At 63.3% G+C, this 17154-nt stretch carries 16 protein-coding genes; 10 read left to right on the top strand and 6 right to left on the bottom strand.

The features are described 5' to 3' along the window. Positions 1–3: 3 nt before the first annotated feature. The 5 genes from IV500_RS01805 to acs form a co-directional block, all read right to left on the bottom strand. Complete coding sequence (locus IV500_RS01805) at positions 4–792, bottom strand: DeoR/GlpR family DNA-binding transcription regulator (protein WP_196395113.1); 789 nt, start codon at positions 790–792, stop codon at positions 4–6. 90 nt (positions 793–882) lie between these two features. Continuing rightward, positions 883–1797: a carbohydrate ABC transporter permease gene (locus IV500_RS01800; RefSeq protein WP_196395112.1), complete on the bottom strand. Its 915-nt coding sequence runs from the start codon at positions 1795–1797 to the stop codon at positions 883–885. Continuing rightward, a complete protein-coding gene (locus IV500_RS01795) occupies positions 1797–2756 on the bottom strand; it encodes a carbohydrate ABC transporter permease (protein WP_230854334.1) in 960 nt (319 codons plus the stop codon). The genes IV500_RS01800 and IV500_RS01795 overlap by 1 nt, the downstream gene beginning before the upstream one ends. A 97-nt stretch (positions 2757–2853) precedes the next feature. Beyond that, the gene (locus tag IV500_RS01790; RefSeq protein ID WP_196395111.1) at positions 2854–4176 is read right to left on the bottom strand and encodes an ABC transporter substrate-binding protein; all 1323 of its coding nucleotides are present in this window, start codon (positions 4174–4176) and stop codon (positions 2854–2856) included. Positions 4177–4406: 230 nt separating this feature from the next. Further along, positions 4407–6437 carry an acetate--CoA ligase gene (acs, locus tag IV500_RS01785; protein WP_196395110.1) on the bottom strand — a complete coding sequence of 677 codons (2031 nt, stop codon included), beginning with the start codon at positions 6435–6437 and terminating at the stop codon, positions 4407–4409. 274 nt (positions 6438–6711) lie between these two features. Here acs and IV500_RS21855 point away from each other — a divergent pair, with 274 nt between their 5' ends. Genes IV500_RS21855 through IV500_RS01770 form a run of 3 tightly spaced genes read left to right on the top strand, consistent with a single transcriptional unit; the run spans position 6712 to position 9827 of the window. Beyond that, positions 6712–8157, top strand: coding sequence for a hypothetical protein (locus IV500_RS21855; RefSeq protein ID WP_196395109.1), 1446 nt, complete (start codon positions 6712–6714; stop codon positions 8155–8157). Positions 8158–8172: 15 nt separating this feature from the next. After that, positions 8173–9114, top strand: coding sequence for an endonuclease III (gene nth, locus IV500_RS01775; protein ID WP_196395108.1), 942 nt, complete (start codon positions 8173–8175; stop codon positions 9112–9114). Positions 9115–9173: 59 nt separating this feature from the next. Further along, the gene (locus IV500_RS01770) at positions 9174–9827 is read left to right on the top strand and encodes an NUDIX hydrolase (protein ID WP_376770178.1); all 654 of its coding nucleotides are present in this window, start codon (positions 9174–9176) and stop codon (positions 9825–9827) included. Positions 9828–9844: 17 nt separating this feature from the next. Here the strand turns inward: IV500_RS01770 and IV500_RS01765 are convergent, their stop codons facing one another. After that, entirely contained in the window at positions 9845–11602 is a 1758-nt protein-coding gene (locus tag IV500_RS01765; RefSeq protein WP_196395107.1) for a bifunctional 3'-5' exonuclease/DNA polymerase, read from the bottom strand. A 328-nt stretch (positions 11603–11930) separates the two neighbouring features. Between IV500_RS01765 and ssd the strand changes: the two genes are divergently transcribed. From ssd to IV500_RS01730, 7 genes are all read left to right on the top strand, one after another. Then, entirely contained in the window at positions 11931–13130 is a 1200-nt protein-coding gene (ssd, locus tag IV500_RS01760) for a septum site-determining protein Ssd (protein WP_196395106.1), read from the top strand. After that, entirely contained in the window at positions 13127–14410 is a 1284-nt protein-coding gene (locus IV500_RS01755; protein ID WP_196395105.1) for a TadA family conjugal transfer-associated ATPase, read from the top strand. The genes ssd and IV500_RS01755 overlap by 4 nt, the downstream gene beginning before the upstream one ends. Before the next feature lie 242 nt (positions 14411–14652). Then, a complete protein-coding gene (locus IV500_RS01750) occupies positions 14653–15279 on the top strand; it encodes a type II secretion system F family protein (RefSeq protein WP_196395104.1) in 627 nt (208 codons plus the stop codon). Positions 15280–15287: 8 nt separating this feature from the next. Next, on the top strand, positions 15288–15845 hold the full coding sequence (locus IV500_RS01745) for a type II secretion system F family protein (protein WP_196395103.1): 558 nt from the start codon (positions 15288–15290) through the stop codon (positions 15843–15845). 190 nt (positions 15846–16035) lie between these two features. Continuing rightward, entirely contained in the window at positions 16036–16275 is a 240-nt protein-coding gene (locus IV500_RS22235; protein WP_376770177.1) for a DUF4244 domain-containing protein, read from the top strand. Positions 16276–16349: 74 nt separating this feature from the next. Then, positions 16350–16679: a TadE family type IV pilus minor pilin gene (locus IV500_RS01735; protein WP_196395101.1), complete on the top strand. Its 330-nt coding sequence runs from the start codon at positions 16350–16352 to the stop codon at positions 16677–16679. Beyond that, positions 16676–17113, top strand: coding sequence for an Rv3654c family TadE-like protein (locus IV500_RS01730; protein ID WP_196395100.1), 438 nt, complete (start codon positions 16676–16678; stop codon positions 17111–17113). The genes IV500_RS01735 and IV500_RS01730 overlap by 4 nt, the downstream gene beginning before the upstream one ends. Positions 17114–17154 lie beyond the last annotated feature (41 nt).

The following is a 17154-nucleotide window of genomic DNA, read 5'->3' as shown; positions in this document are numbered from 1 at the left end:
CTATTAGGCAGTTTGTCGTTGCGGGACGGGGACCAGCCGCAGCCGACCCACCCGCTGCCGCAGCACCCGCTGGGCCTCCGAGCCCAGCCCGGCATCGCTGATCACCTCGTCGACGTCCTCCAGCGCGGCGATTGTGCTGATGCCCTGCATGCCCCATTTGCTGTGATCCGCCAGCACCACCACCTTGCGGGAAGCGGTAATCAGGGCCCTGTCCATCTCCGCTTCGAGCAGATTCGGGGTGGTAAAACCGGCTTGTGCATCAACGCCGTGCACCCCCAGGAACAACAGGTCCAGGTGCAGCTGCCGCACCGAAGACGTGGCAATCGGACCCACCAGGGCATCGGAGGGAGTCCTTTCGCCGCCGGTGAGAATGACGGAAAGCTTGGCCTGGGCTGCGTGGAATACATCTGCCACACGCACCGAATTTGTCACTATGGTCAGTCCGCTCATCTGGCAGAGCAGCTTGGCCAGGGCAAAGGTGGTGGTCCCCGCGCTGAGGCCGATCGCCATGCCCTCTTGCGCGATTGAGGCAGCCTCCGCCGCGATCGCTTCCTTTTCGTCCAAAGCCTGCGTCGATTTGAGCTCAAACCCGGGTTCGTGCGTACTGGCGCCCCCGGGGATCTTCGCACCGCCGTGGATTTTTTCCAGTAGGCCCGCTTCGTCCAGTACATCTATGTCCCGGCGCACCGTCATTAGGGAGACGCTGAACATGCCGGCCAGATCCGCCACCCGCACCACGCCCTCGCGGGCAACAGTGGCGGTTATCGCGGAGCGTCGGGCGTCGGCGAGCATCTTAGCTTCCTCACTGTTGTTGATTCAAGGCTGGTGGTCAAAAGGCGGATGACGACGGCGGCTCCGGTTGCTGCGCTCGCATTGCCCGGACTATCCCTTGCTTGAGCCGAGGGTCAAGCCGGCCACGAAGTGGCGCTGCAGCAGCAGGTACACGATCAACGTGGGGATCACGGTGATCGTTGCTCCGGCGGCCAGCAGGTTGTAGTCGGAGAGAAAGGTGCCCTGCAGGTTGTTAATGGCGGTAGTGACCGGAAGCCGGTCGCCGCTTTGAATGAAGAGCAGTGGCCAGAAGAAGTCATTGTAGATAAAAATCAGTTCCAGCGTTGCCAGCGCGGCGATGGCCGGCCTGCAGAGCGGCAGAATAATGTTCCAGTACTGGCGCCAGATGCCCGCACCGTCCACCAGTGCGGCCTCGGTCAGGTCCGCGGAGAGAGCCTTCATGTAGTTGGAGAGCACGAAGGTGCAAAAGCCGGTCTGGAAGGCGGTGTTGACGAGGATGACGCTGAAGTAGGTGTTGAGCAGGTTGCCCGAGTCGCTGATGGCGTAGGGCAGGTTGAAGTGCTTGAACATGCTGAACAGTGGTGCCGCAAGGACCTGCGGCGGCAGAAGGTTTCCGGCGGTGAACATGATCAGCAGTGTGATGTTGAACTTCCAGGTCACCCGGCTGACCGCGAAAGCCATCATCGAGGAGAACAGCAGAACCAGAATGATCGTCGGAACGGTAATAATCAGCGAGTTCATAAAGTACTTTGGGAATCCGCCCTGCGTCCAGGCTTGGACAAAGTTGTCAAAGTTAAATGCCCCGCCGAGGCTGAAGTAACCGTATTTGTCCGTGTCCGCCTTGGGGCGCAAGGCGGTGAAGAGTGACCAAAGCAGCGGAATCAACCACATGACGGCCATCACGATGAGGAAGATGTGGGTACCGTAGTGGCGCTTTTTATGTCTCCGAGGCTTCTGTACGTCCTGGGCGGATGGGCGGGTTCGGGATGCGACTGCTGAGCTCATTAGACTTTTTCCTTCCCGAAGGCGCGGGACAAGTAGAAGACGATCGGGACGAGGGAAATGACCAGCAAAATTACTGCCAGTGCGGAACCGACGCCTATCACTTGCCCTTCACCGACCAGATTCTGGATGACGAGCGCACTGATCAGCTCCAGTCCGTTGGTGCCGCGGTTGATCACGTAGACAATATCGAACGCACGCAGGGATTCGATGATCGTGATCACCACGATGACTATGTTGATAGGACGCATGGCGGGGAAGACGATTCGGAAGAAAGTCTGGTACGCGTTCGCGCCATCCAGGGATGCCGCTTCCTTCAGCGAGGCGTCCACGCCCTTGAGGCCGGCCAAATACAGAATCATCACGTATCCGGCATGTCGCCAGGTCGCTGCGATCAGGGCGGCCCAGATGTTCACATCCGAGTCGCCGAACCAGTCCACGGCCTGCGGGGTGCCGGCGGTACCGAGCAGGAAGTTCAGTAAGCCGTTGTCCTTCTGGTAAAACAGCTGCCAGATAATCCCGATCAAGGCCAGCGAAAGCATCACGGGAATGAAGAAGATGCTCTGATAGATCTTTGAACCGCGGATGTTCTGGTCCAGCAGTACCGCCAGCAGCAGCCCCAACGGGGTCGCTATAACGGCCAGGAAAACCAGCCAGAGCACATTGTGCTGCACCGCCGGCCAGAACGGCGGATAGTCCTTGAAGACGTAGCTGTAATTGGATACACCGGCAGCTTTGATGTCTGAGAGGTCCAAGCCGTTCCAGCGGACGAAGGACAGCCCGATCGAGAGCACCGTTGGGATCCAGATCAGTACCAGCTGGATCAGGGTGGGTATCCCGACCATGACACTGAGCACGATCTTGTCGGTGCGGGAGAGGAGCCGTATTCGGCGCCTTTTGCGGGGACGGGCATCCCCTTTTGCGCCGGTAATGCCGATCGGTGATTCCATTCCGGTGGTCATGACAAACTCTTTTTCTGATCGAACGTCGGGGCAGACCCTGGTGAGCCTGCCCCGACTGATATGGACCAACGAGGTCCGGGGCGGAGCCGCGCGGCAGTTATTGCGCGGCGTACAGCGTCTTCGCCTGGGCCTCGAGGTTTTTAACGTCGATCGAGCCGTCCTTAATGAATCCCTGCAGTGCCGGCAACATCACGTTGTTCGCCATGGCGGGGAGCGCATCCCGGTCAAAGAACTGGCTGATGCTCTTAGCGCCGGCAATCACATCCGCACACTTTTTATTCAGCGGACTGAAGTTGGACTGGTCAGCGCCCTTTGCAGTGGCGATGTTCGATGGGTCCTTGGAGGCGTACGCGTCCTGTCCTTCGGCTGTGCCCATGAAGGCCAGGAAGTCGTGGGCTGCCTGATTCTGGCCGCCCTTCTTCGATAGCAGCAAGCCATCAATCGGTGCCTCTACGGCGTCCATTCCTTCCATGGCAATTTCAGGGAACGGGAAGAAATCAATGTCCGCCAGCAGCGCCGGATCGGTGAACTGCTGGGTGACGAACGAGCCGAGCAGATACATCCCGGATTTCTTGTCCCCCAAGGACTTCGCCGAGTCCTGCCAGGTCATTCCCAGCGCGCCCGGGTTCTGATATGGCAGCAGTGCCTTCCAGGTATCGAAGACATCGCTGACTTTCTTCTGGTCCCAGGACTCCTTGTGGGCGGTGAGGTCCATGTGGAACTGGTAGCCGTTGAGGCGCATATTGATGTAGTCGAAAGTGCCGAACGCCGGCCAACCGTCCTTGTCTGCAAACTCGATCGGGATGATGCCGTCGGTTTGCATCTTGGCGCTGAGGGACGTGAGGGCGTCAAACGTGGTCGGAACTTCGTAGCCCTTCTCGGCCCAAAAGCTCTTGCGGTAGAAGAAGCCCCAAGGGTAGTTGTAGTTCGGCACAAAGTATTTCTTGCCGTCGGGTCCCGTGGAGGCCTTCTTCATAGCGTCGGAGAAGTTCGGGCCGATCTTTTCCCAAACATCGTCCACGGGGGTGAGTAGTCCTTTTCCGGCGTAGTACTGCATCCGATAGCCGGCGAACCAGGTGAATGCGTCGTCCGGGCTGCCCTGCAGGTAGGTGTTGATTTTGTTCTGGAAATCGTTGTGCGGAACCACGTTGGTGTTGACCGTGATGCCTGACTTCTTGGTGAAGGCATCCGTAACCGCCTTATACCCGGCCTTGGGGACTTCATCGGAGGAGCCGGAACCGAAGCTCAGTGATTTCGAGGCGGTGGCGGAGGCACCGGGTGCGCTGCCTCCGGTGCATGCGGAGAGCAGGGGAATGCCGGCCAGCCCAACGGCGCCCACTCCCAAGGTCTTGAGCAGCGTACGGCGGTCCAGACCGGGCCGGTTGGCGCCGGCAGCGAACCGCTCTTCAATCGATGACATGGTTTCTCCCTTTGAAAGACTGGCTTTGGCACAACATGCGGCTATGAAACGCATCACATGCACCAAGCATAAACGATAAAAATCGAACGTCAATGCTCAAAAGAGATAAATTTCGATCATTTTGTCACGTTTGGATTACGCTTTAAGTAGCTAAGGTGCACGCGATGGGATGATCGTCGGAACGACCCCATCGCGCGCACCTCACACCGCCCCGCGTTTCCGGTGGCGCTCTACTTTTTCAGTGACTCTGCGATCTGTTGCATTACCGAGTTGTCAGCCAGCGTGGAGGCGTCACCGACGTCGCGGCCCTCGGCGACGTCCTTGAGCAGGCGCCGCATGATCTTCCCGGACCGCGTCTTGGGCAGCTCAGGCACCACCAGGATCGTCTTGGGCTTAGCGATCGGGCCGATTTCCTTGCCCACGTGGTTGCGCAGTGTGGTCACAATATCGGCGTCATCCACAGCACTCCCGCGCAGAATCACAAACGCCACCACGGTCTGCCCTGTGGTCTCGTCCGCAGCCCCCACCACGGCCGCTTCAGCGACTGAGGGGTGGCTGACCAGCGCGGACTCAATCTCCGTGGTGGAGAGGCGGTGTCCGGAGACGTTCATCACATCGTCGACCCGCCCCAGCAGCCAGACGTCGCCGTCGTCGTCGAACTTGGCACCGTCACCGGCAAAGTACATCGAGTCGAAACGGGACCAGTAGGTGTCCTTGTAACGCTGCTCGTCTCCCCAAATGCCGCGCAGCATAGCCGGCCACGGTTCTCGGATCACCAGGTAACCGCCGGAACCGTTGGGTACCGACTCGCCCATCTCATCCACCACGTCCACTGCAATGCCCGGCAGCGGCGTCTGGGCCGAGCCCGGCTTCGTGGCGGTGACGCCGGGCAGCGGCGCAATCATCTGCGCGCCCGTCTCGGTCTGCCACCAGGTGTCTACGATCGGTGCCGGGTCATCCTTCTTCTCGCCGTTCTTCCCCGCATTCGCGCCGATTACGTCCCGGTACCACATCCAGGCCTCCGGGTTGATCGGCTCACCCACAGAACCGAGCACCCGGATGGAGCTCAGATCGTACCTGCCCGGGATCTCTCGACCCCACTTCATGCAGGTCCGGATCGCGGTGGGCGCGGTGTAGAGGATGGAAACCTTGTATTTTTCGATCAGTTCCCACCAGCGGCCCTGATGCGGGGAATCCGGCGTGCCCTCGTAGATCAGCTGCGTAGCGCCGTTGATGAGCGGCGCGTAGGCGACATATGTGTGACCGGTGACCCAGCCGACGTCGGCCGTGCACCAGTAAACATCGGTTTCCGGATGCAGGTCAAAAACGGCCTTGTGCGTGTACGCGGCCTGCGTCAGGTAGCCACCGGTGGTGTGCAGGATACCCTTGGGCCTGCCGGTGGTACCGGAGGTGTAGAGGATAAACAGCGGGTGCTCGGCATCATGGCCGACGGCGGTGTGCTCGGCGGCTGCACCGCCGACGGCGTCGTCCCACCAGAGATCGCGGCCCTCGGTCCAGTCAACGTTCTCACCGTTGCGCTTGACGACGACGACGTGCCCGACTGTGTGCCCGGGTGCGGTGAGCGCGGCGTCCACGGCGGGCTTGAGGGCGCTGGGCTTGCCGCGGCGGTAAGTGCCGTCCGCGGTGACCACCAGTTTGGCTTCGGCATCGTCAATGCGCGAACGCAGCGCATCCGCGGAGAACCCGCCGAAAACCACCGAATGTACGGCACCGATCCGTGCGCAGGCCAGCAGCGTAATCACTGCCTCCGGGATCATCGGCAGGTAGACGGCCACGCGGTCGCCCTTGGCTACGCCCAGGGACTCAAAGGCATTGGCGGCCTTCTTTACCTCCTCGGTCAGCTGCGCATAGGTGTAGCTGCGCGTGTCTCCCGGTTCGCCCTCAAAGTAGATGGCAACGCGCTCGCCGAGCCCGTTTTCGACGTGCCGGTCCAGCGCGTTGTAGGCGGCGTTCAGCTGGCCGTCACCGAACCACTTGGCAAACGGCGGGTTGGACCAATCGAGTGTCTCGGTGAAGTCCTTATGCCAGGAAAGCAGTCCGCGCGCCTGCTTGGCCCAGAATGCCGGGGCATCAGCTGCCGCTTCGGCGTATTCGGACGCTTTCACGACGGAATCCGCAGCGAATCCGGCGCTGGGTGGGAACTTGCGGTTTTCCTGCAGCAGGTTTTCCAGCGCGTCACCGGTGCTGCCGGCACCGGTATTACCGGTTGCGGGTGAGACCGCAATTGGGTCCTGGGACATCTCTAACCTCTCAATTCAGCTAAGACTGATTCCGGATTCAACCTTAGCGCGCCGCATTGTCCGCACGTGTCTTCGGTCACAGCTCCTGCGGCGAGTGGACCTGTATCTGCGACCAGCAGCGACTGGCGTATTCGCCTGCTAGTGATGTCAGGGTTGTGTCATTAGGCTGTAATAGGATCGTGACTTTCCAGAAGAGCGACGCGGGCCGCCTTAGGCGAGTCCGTGCCAGACATACCGGTGGGCTACAGGATGGCCGTCCGGCAAGGAGCACCAGATGACAGAGCAGCAATTCGGCGCCGACAAAGGCTTAGGAAGCCGCAGCGACAACGGTGCGGAGCCAGCCGTTGGCAGCACTTCCTTGGGCGCTCCCGGGCGTTCCCAGACGAGCCAGGCACTGCTGGGTCCGCTGACCCTGCGCGACGTGGTGGCCTTGGGGTCCGTCGTCGTGATCTTTATTGGTTCCGTGCTGCCACTGTTTCGCACCGATTACTACCTGAACTTGTGGAACGGATTTTCCCTGTTCTTCCTGGGCATTGGGGTAGTGCTGCCGTTGCTCACCGGCGTCCTGTTCCTGACCCGGCGGTTCTCTGCCGGCGTCAAGACGAGGATCGGCTCGCTTTCTGTTGACCAGTTCGGTTCCGTGGTTGCGTCTTTTGCCACCGCATTTTTCTTCCTTTACACGGTCTCTGATTTCCGTTGGGCTTTCCTGATCGGGCTGATAGGTTCCCTCGGTTTGCTGGCATCCACCGTCGTCGCGCCTTGGCTTGCGTTCTTCGCAGCCGACTTTGCACATCGTCCGGAAACGCCTGCGCATCCGGTGGCCCGCGATGTTGTTCCCGCGGTGGCCAAACCTGCAGTTGCCAAGCCGGTAGCAGCCAAGCCTGCGGTTGCCGAGCCTGCGGTTGCCGTGCCTGCTGCGAAGTCTATTGGTGCTTCGACGGACGCTGCCCAGACGGACGCTGCCCAGTCGGACGCTGCCCAGTCGGATGCTGCTAAGCCGGACGCTGCCAAGTCGGATGCTGCGAAGCCGGTGGTTGCCCAGTCGGCGGTTGCTGCGAAGACGGACGCTACCCAGACGGCTGCTGCGAAGCCAGTGGTTGTTACGCCCGGCGCTGCCAAGCCCGGCGCTGCCAAGCCCGACGCTGCCAAGCCCGACGCTGCCAAGCCGGCGGCTGCGAAGCTCGACGGTGCCAAGCCGGACGCTGATCGGTCCGCTTCCGGCAAGTCCGCTCCGACGCCTGACACGTCCGGTCAGGCGCTACCCGGTGTCTCGCATCCTGCCGGTTCCAACGCATTGCCCTCCAACGCCGCCGGCCAGAACGGCGCAGCACAGAGTGCACTAGCTCAGCACACGGCCGAAACCGCCGCTGCTGCCCCGCGAACGGCGCACAACCCGACGGTCGACACGCATACACACGCCAGGCCGGAAAGCATTGGCGCTACCGTCGATCCCGGATCACGCCACGATCCGGACCACAGCCACGATGCGGGGAATCGGCAGGGCGAGAAAGCCGTCTATGACGCATTCTGGTTTGCCGTTGACCGTAAGCGTCCGGTGTTCGACGAAAAGACCGGGGCGTTCCTTTACAATGTGGAACCAGGCAATTGGATTCTGGCCCTGAAGGATCGCGGTCACGACTTCCTGGTGCAGAACACCGAAGGCCGCGCGGGAGTGTTGCGTGATTTGCGCAATATCGAGCGGGCGCCAGAGAGCGAGTAATTCTTGGTCCGGACAATGCCGCCTAAAAGTGCGTCGGCTAAGACCGGGGCGGCGGATTCGGTGCCCCGCGGCACCGGTGAATCTCTGCTTGCGCTCAAGCGCAGGGCGGGAAAGATCAACCGGCAGCTGGCGAAGGCCTACCCGTATGCCCACGCGGAACTGGACTTCCGCAATCCGTTCGAACTCGTTGTGGCCACCGTGCTCTCCGCCCAAACCACCGACGTGCGGGTCAATCAGACCACGCCGGCACTGTTTGCCAGATACCCTGACGCCCGCGCACTCGCGGAGGCCAATGTGGCAGAGCTGGAAACCATGATCCAGTCGACCGGTTTTTTCCGTGCCAAGTCCCGGAGCCTGATTTCGCTGGCAACCCGAATTGTTGACGAGTATGACGGCGTAGTGCCAGGACGGCTGGACGATTTGGTAACGCTCGCCGGCGTCGGGCGCAAAACGGCCAATGTTGTGCTCGGCAACGCGTTTGGAATCCCCGGGATCACTGTGGATACCCATTTCATTCGGCTTGCGCGGCGCTTCGGCTGGACTGAGTCCAAAGATCCGGTCCAGATTGAATCAGATGTTGGCGCTTTAGTCGCTAAGGCTGAGTGGACGATGCTCTCGCATCGGGTGGTGTTCCACGGGCGTCGGGTCTGCCATGCACGTAAACCGGCGTGCGGTGCCTGCCCGGTCGCCACCTTGTGTCCCTCCTACGGAGAGGGCGAGACGGATCCGGTAAAAGCGAAGAAGCTGCTCAAATACGAGCTGGCACCGGGCAATGAGGAACTGCTGGCACGGATGCTAGGTGATGTTTCCCGTGCGGCCGAGTACCGCCAGGAAGCACAGTTACTGGCACGGCAGCAGTCGTCCGGCCCGACGACGGGATCTGCGGCTGGAGCGGGGATGGGACCGGCGGCGCCGGTATCCGGACGTTCGACGACGCGGGTCGCGGACAGCCTGTGACCCGGAAACCTGCAGTGGCCGGCGCGCGGACGGCCAGTGTTTATGCTCAGCTGGTGGCCATCGCGCAGAAAGCCGCTTCGGGTGGCCTCGATGCCGCCCGGGATGATCATTGGCCGCGCCCGTTGGATCCACGCACGGCGCGGCAGGCTGCGGTATTGCTGCTTTTTGGTGCCCTGGATGACGTTCCCGCCGCCTCCGGCAAGCCGTTGGCTCCCGCCGGGCTGGATGTGCTGCTGATAGAGCGGGCTGCCACGCTGACGGATCATCCCGGGCAGGTCGCTTTCCCCGGCGGTGGGGTCGACGCGGGGGACGCATCTGTGGACGCGACTGCATTGCGGGAGGCCGTGGAAGAAACCGGGCTGGACCCGGCCGGAGTCCAGATCCTGGGCCGGCTGCCGGAGGTTGCCCTCCCGGTCAGTAATTTCATGGTGACTCCGGTGCTGGCCTGGTGGACTGCTCCGTCCGCTGTCGCTGTGGTGGACTACGGCGAGTCCGCCCAGGTTTTTCGTGTCCCGGTCCGCGATCTGCTGGATCCGGACAACCGGTATACGGCAACACTGAACCGTGGCCCACGGACCTTCAGCAGCCCTGCCTTTTTGGTAAACGGGGTTCTGGTGTGGGGTTTCACCGCCGGAATCCTGAGCCGCTTGTTCGAACATCTTCACTGGTCGGTTCCTTGGGATGCCGACCGCATTATCGCCGCGCCGCTCTGACCGCTGTGCGGGTGCGGCTACTTGGCATCGGCGTAGGAGTCGACAACGGTGATGTTCACCGGAAAAGCGATCGGTATGTTCCCGAACAACAACCTGGTAGCAGCCCGCGAGGATTCCTCCAGCACCTGCACGACGCTGTCCAGCAGCTCATCCGGGGCATGGACCATGACCTCGTCGTGCAGGAAAAAGACCAGCTCCGGGCCTTTCCGGTGTGCAGGCGTTGCGTCCGCGGTGCCGGCCGCGGACGGCACCGCGAGTTCGGCCGTCAAGGCGCCCAGCCGCCGTCGTACTTCGGCCAGCCAGCAGGCAGCCCAGTCCGCCGCTGACCCCTGCACCACGAAATTCCGGGTAAAACGCCCCCGCGAACGTGCGGCGCTCTCCGCCCGCCGTTGCTCCTCCGCCGTGCTGCTGCGCTGCGTAGCCAACCATTGATCCGACGGCGCAGGACAGCTGCGTCCCAATCTGGAGGTCACCACCTCGCCACGCTCGCCGGCCCGCGCAGCTGCTTCCACGAAACCAACCGCGGCGGGATAGCTCTTGGCCAGCTGGCCCATCAGCCGACCGGACTCGCCCGTCGTCGCACCATACATGGCACCCAGCAGCGCCGCCTTTGCCTTGGCCCTGTCGCCGCCGAATCCCTGCGCGGCAATCCCGGCATAGAGGTCCTTGTCCCGGGCGGCTTCGGCCATTGTGCTGTCCTTGGCCAAGGCAGCCAGCACCCTCGGCTCCAGTTGCGCGGCGTCGGCAACGATCAGCTTCCAGCCCGGATCTGCATGCGCTGCAGCTCGTATTTGCCTGGGAATCTGCAGCGCGCCGCCACCGCGCGATGCCCAGCGCCCGGAGACCACGCCGCCGACCACATACTCGGGACGGAAGCGTCCCCCGGCCACCCACTGGTCCAGCCAGGCCCAGCCGTTCGCCGTGTGCAACCGGCTGATTTTTTTGTAGGCCAGCAAAAGCTCAATGGCCGGGTGGGAGATTTGTTCCAGCTCCCACGACCGGGTGGTTTTCGTCTCAATGCCGGCCCGGTGCAGAGCACGAACGAGCTCCTGCGCGGAATCCGGGTTAAGTGAGGGAGCTTTGAGCTCCTCGCGGAGCCGGCCGGCCAGGAACTCCAGTTTCTCCGGGCGCTGGGCACCGGTTGGACGCGGGCCAAGATGCCTGAGGAGGATCTGCTCGTGCAGATCGGCGCGCCAGGGCAGGCCGGTGTGCCGCATCTCGGCGGCTATCAGCGCACCCGCTGACTCAGCTGCCAGGAGCAGGGTAAGTCGTGCGGGCTGGGTGGACTCCCGGACCGACTGCAGCTGAGCGGTGAATTCCTGCCGTAGCTCAGCCATCTCCGGGCCGTCGCTGCGCGGGTGTTGGTCAAGTTCTTCGAAGAGGCTGACTTGATCTGCCATGACAGGTCGTGGCTCAGGGCGATCGTCCAAGGGAAGGGGAGCCGTGGTCAGGGCATAGTCCGTGCCGGCGGTGAAGGTGGAGTGGACCAGTATATTCCGGCACAGGGCGACGTCGTGGCAGCGGTCAACGCGCACGCCCGCTGCCAGCAGGTCCGGGTACCAGCCCTGCGCTTTGTACCAGACCCAGCGGGGCCGACGTCCCTGGCCCAGCTCCCCTTCCAGCTCCCGTTCCAGCTCCCGGACCGCCAGCGGAAGATCGGTACGCAAGAGCGTGCGGGTGGCGACGGCTGCTCCGGAGGCATCGAGGCGAAGAATATCCACAGCCGGTTCCGTGCCCGCGGCGCCGCGTGGAGAAGGTGCCAGTAGGAGATACATAGCTTTATTGTCTCTCGCGCCGGGCCGCGCCGGGCCGCGCGGGGTTTCGCGGGGTCTCGCGGGGTTTCGCGGGGTTTCGCGGGGTTTCGCGGGGACTGCCCGGGTTTTCGCGGGGTCGCGCCGGGTCGCGCGGGGTTTCGCAGGGTTTCGCGGGGACCGCCCGGGTTTTCGCGGGGACAGAGCAGGGGCAGAGCAGGGACAGCTCCGGGACACAAGAGCCTCCGGCTTCGCCCTGTGTCGCCCCTCCACATGGTTGCCCGCTGTGCCCTGGACCAACAATTGCCCGCGGGGCTCCCTGCCAGGCAATTGTGAGGCGAAGAATAAGATCATGGAGGAACATTCGATCGCGAGGGACCGCAGGACGGGCCATCTGCCCATGCGTCGGCCCCTGGCGGGCGTGCCGGACAGTCGGGCAGTGGCTGAGACCGCCGCCGTTGGCGTTCCGGCCTGGCTGCCGTCGCGCGGTGGCAGCGTACTCTTAGTGACCCAGTCGGTTGCCCTGCAGGACGAAATCGGGCGCGTCGCTGCCGCAGCAGCCGTCGCGCTGACGGTGATTCCCATGATGGAAGCGGCTGGGCCCCAGTGGGAGGCCGCAGCAGCAGTATTGATCGGTATTGATTCGCTTGGCGCCGATGCGGCTGGCGGCCCGCGTCGTCGGCAAGGCCCGACGCTGTTGGTCGGATTTTCCAGCGAACGTGAGCAGCTGTGGCGGCAGGCGGCGCTTTCCGGTGCGGATCGGGTTGCCGCCGTGCCGGAAGCCTCGGAGTGGCTCGCCGAGTTCCTCAGCCAGCTCCGCGACCCCGCAGCCGAGGGGTTCGTGCTGGGCGTACTGGGCGGTTCCGGCGGTTCCGGTGCATCAACGCTTGCGGTACTGCTCGCAGCTTTTGCGGCCAAGGACGGGGTCCGGACGCTGCTGGTCGACGGCGATGAGTGGGGCGGCGGCCTGGATATCGCGGTCTGCGCTGATGAGCCGGCCGGGCTACAGTGGCCGGATTTGCTCGCTGCGTCCGGCACTATCAATCCGGATCAGCTGGCGGCCGCGCTGCCCGTGGTTGCCGGCTTTTCGCTTCTCTCGTGGGGGCGGCACGGGCCCGTTCGGGGGGCTGGTGGTGAACGCGCTTCCACTGGCGCTGGCGCTCAGGTTCTCCGGTCAGCCCGCCGCGGCTATGAACTCACGGTGGTTGATCTGGGTCGGAACCGTGACTCGCTGGTAACGCTGGGCTGTCATTGCGATCAGCTGCTCGCGGTGGTTCCGGCCCAGTTGCGGCAGGCGGTGGCCACAGCCCGGATAGTGCGCGACTTGCCCGCTGTGCCGGTCGCATTGGTGGTGCGGGGCCCGCTGCGCGAGGGGATGGATGCTGAACTGATCGCGGATGCCGTGGGCTGCGCTGTCATGGCCGTCATGCCAGTGCTTCGGACGGCTGCCGCTGCTACCGAACGTGGCCAGCTGGCAGAGATTGCCGGTTCGCGCCCTGCTAAAAAGCTCGCAGCGGGCATCCTGTCCGCGCTGCGCGGTGGACCGCGATGATCCGCCGTACCGCACGCCAGGGACTGCGGGCGCTTGATGAAACCCTGCTGGATACCGTCCGCCGCACGGTGCTTTCCGAGGCAGGACCGGTCACACCGCTACGCGTTGCGACTGCTGTGCGGGACAGCGGCCGGCTGTTGGGAACGGCGGGCTCGTTGGCCGCGGTGGAGAGCATTAACGCCGAACTTAGCGGGCTTGGTCCGCTGCAGCCGCTCCTGAAAGACCTCGAAGTAACTGACATTTTTGTCAACGGTCCGCAGTCCGTTTGGGTGGATCGGGGATCAGGTGCTGAGCTGGTCGATGTCTTTTTCACGGGGGAAAATCAGCTCAGGGCCCTGGCCGTACGGCTGATAGCGGCCGGGGGGCGGCGGCTCGATGACGCCTCGCCGTGCGTGGACGTCAGGCTCGACGGCGGCTACCGGGTACACGCTGTCCTGCCGCCGATTTCCGCCCAAGGTGTGATTCTGTCTATCCGCATCAGGCGTGCGGAGGTTTTCACGCTGGAGGAGCTCGTGACGAACGGATTTGCCGGACCCGCAATTGCCGCGATTTTGCGTGCCGTGATTGCCCAACGTCTGAGTTTCCTGATCAGCGGTGCGACCGGAACGGGTAAGACCACGCTGCTTTCAACCCTGCTGAGTCTGTGCGACGCCAAGGAGCGGCTGGTGCTAATAGAGGATGCCGCAGAACTGGAGCCGGACCATCCGCACGTGCTCACGCTGGAGGCCCGCCATGCCAATGCGGAGGGCGGCGGAGCGGTGGACCTGGTCGAACTGGTTCGCCAGGCATTAAGGATGAGTCCGACCCGGCTGATCGTGGGCGAGTGCCGTGGAGCCGAGGTTCGGGAGCTTTTTTCCGCCCTCAACACCGGTCACCGCGGCGGTGGAGGGACGATACATGCCAACGGGGCCACTGACGTACCCGCAAGATTGGCAGCTCTTGGCGCCCTTGCCGGGCTCAGTGCAGAAGCTGTCGCCATCCAGGCCGTCAGCGCGCTGGACGTGGTTGTTCATTTGGAGCGTGGGCCTTCCGGACGTCGGGTGGCGGAGATCGGGGTTGTGCTCCTGACCGAAGACGGGCTGGAGGTCGCCCCGGCGCTGAGTTTTGGGAACGAACCCGGCCCAGTTGCGGCCAGCGGGCGCAGATCGGCTGAACATGTGGACGTTCCGCGATCACAGAACGCGGACAGGCGGCTTGTCTATGGAGCTGGCTGGGAACAACTGCTGGCCCGGCTCGGAGGAACGATCCCGGGCACAGGACCGGCCAGCGGAACCAGATGATGCCCATGGTGGTTTTCCTGTTGCTCGTCCTCGCTTGTGTGGTTTTCTGGCTCCCTGGCGTTCGATGGCAGCATGCTCCGTACCAGGTGGCTGAGCGGTGGATCGTCCTGCAGGGAACGGCGTCATCCGAGCGGCCGGATCTGCCTACCTCGGCACAAGTTCAAGGTCGAAAAGGTCAGCCTCCAGGTCGCGGGTATTCGCGATTTCGAACGCGACGGACGGGAGCGACGGAAACGGCAGAAATGGCGCAGCTGGTCCGAAAGCTGTCCGCTCTGCTGACAGCTGGTCGTTCCGGGCACTATATCTGGGCGGATTTGTTGGCTGCACGGTCCGCTGCCGGGACCCAAGGCGGTCAGACAGTCTCGGATCTAGCACAGCCGCTACCGGATGTGAGTGGCCAAAACGACTTGAATACCGAGCTCCTGCACTGCGCAGGTCGGGCGGCAGCACTGGGACTGAGTGTCAGTTCGGCTATCCGCAGCGGTTGTGCCGTTGTTGACGGAGTCCGCAGCCTACGAACACCATGTCTCTACTGGCGTCACCTCGCAGCCTGCCTCGACGTCGCGGAGGCCAGCGGGTCGCCGCTGGCCTCCGTACTGGCGCGCTACGCCTTATGGCTGGAGACGGAGCTGGACGCAATTGCGATCAGGGAAACGGCGCTGGCTGGTCCGAAGGCCACCGTACGGTTACTGAGCTGGCTGCCGGTGCTGGGTCTCGTGCTCGGCATGATCATGGGTGTCAACCCCTTGGCAGCGCTCCTCAGCGGTCCGATCGGCTGGGCCGCACTCCTCCTGGGCGTCGCGCTGATGGTCATTAGTCGTTGCTGGTCCGGAGCGCTGATTCGGGCAGCAGCCCGTGATGCGCCGTGAGAGGTTGGATGTGGCTGATTTTTGTCCTGCTGAGCAGCGCCTGCGCGCTCTGGCTCTCCGTTGGGACACGTGAGCGCTGGCTGAGTCTGAGGCGGACGAAGAGCTCTGCTGCTGACACCGAAGTTCAGGACCACGGTGTCCACGATGTGCCGCTGATTCTTGAATTGCTGGCGACCTGCCTGGACGCGGGTCTGCCGATGCACCGTGCATTGGAATTGCTTGCGGAAGTGGCCGAAACGCAGACGCGCAAAGGTCTGCTCACCGTAGTTGCAGGTTTGAGTATCGGGGCTTCGTGGCAGACATCCTGGCAGCCAGTGAAGAATCAGCGGGTGCTTGGCCGCCTATACGACGCGCTGACCTTCGCAGCTGTCACCGGCGCTCCCGCCGCCTCGTTGCTCCATGCCGAAGCGGCACAGCTACGAAGATCAGCACAGCGGGATTCAGAGCGTCGCGCGGCCGCCCTGGGGGTCCGCTTGGTCATACCGCTGGGGTTATGTTCCCTTCCGGCGTTTGTCTGCCTGGGAGTGGCACCGGTGGTGATCGCGATGCTGCCCTCCTTTCGCTGACTGGATAAAGGCCCTCCACAGCTTGGGTTGCAGGCGGCGCCGTCCACTTTGTTCCATGTTCGCTTTCGCAGGGTACCCGCAACGCGAAAAGTTAAGACCACCCGCCGGACAGGCGGTCAGCTTCGATCAGGAGGGCCACATGGCCAGGCTAACCCTAGTACCAGAGGACACGTCGGGAAAGGAACGGTCTTTGGAGACTGCCCGCTCGAACATCACGGAGATTTACCCCGGCGCCGCCAGCGGATATTCCCTGACAGGACCGGGCCATGGCAGGCAGAGCGACCGGGACCTTGGGATGGCAACTGCGGAATATGCTATTTGCACGCTCGCAGCGGTCGGCTTTGCAGGGTTGCTTGTTGTGATCTTAAAAAGCGATGAGGTCCGGGGTTTTCTGCTCGCAATCATCCACAGCGCACTGAGCCTGCAATGACCCTGGCATCCCGGCGACGCGCTGGCGCTAGCATCGGATCACAGCCGAGACAGCGGGGATCGGTAACGGCTGAGGTGGCTGTTGCACTCCCGTCGCTGACCGCACTGTTGGCAGTGCTCATGCTCGCAGCGCTGGTCGGCGTCACGCAACTGAGGCTGGAAGAATCTGCCCGCTCCGCGGCGCGTTCTCTGGCCCGCGGAGATTCGGTCGCGAGCGCAGTTTCCGCTGCACATCAGATCGCAGGTAGCGGAGTTGCGGTAACTATTACGGAGGCTGGCGGATACGTTCGAGCCGAGGTAAGTGTGCGGATTTCGGGGCCGTTGTCGGGATTGGTCAACTGGCCACTGACAGCGGTGGCAGTGGCTAAGGCCGAGCAGGGACCGTTGGAAGGGCCCGCACCATGAGCGGCAGCAGGGACGCAGCTGTCATCGGGGCAGGATCTGCCGGGACAGCTGCCGTCGGGGAGCCGTCTGCGCGGGCAGGGGCAGGCGGCGGGACGGAGTGGGGCGCAGGGACAGTACTCATGGCAGGGCTGGCAGCGGTGCTGCTCATATTCCTGGCGGCCGTGTTGCTCATAGTCCAGGCGGCGGTAGGGGCCAGCCGGGCTGCGACAGCTGCAGATTTGGCAGCTCTGGCTGGAGCCGACGCGGCGCGGGAACTTATCCCTGGGCAGCCTTGCAGCGTGGCGGCGGACGTTGCAATCCGCCACCACTGCGTATTGGTCGGCTGCCTCATTGAGGGGAAGGACCAGGACATTGTCGAGATCAAGACGAGCATCGATCTTCCGGGTCCTTGGGGTAATGCCGAAGGGCACTCGCGTGCCGGTCCTCCGCCGTAGAAGGTTCGCCCTGTCGTTACCCGGCCCCCGACAACCGGTGG

Origin of the sequence: Arthrobacter terrae, assembly GCF_015708085.1 — a bacterium.
Classification (GTDB): Bacteria; Actinomycetota; Actinomycetes; order Actinomycetales; family Micrococcaceae; genus Arthrobacter_M; species Arthrobacter_M terrae.
This window is presented reverse-complemented; position numbering and strand designations above follow the sequence as displayed.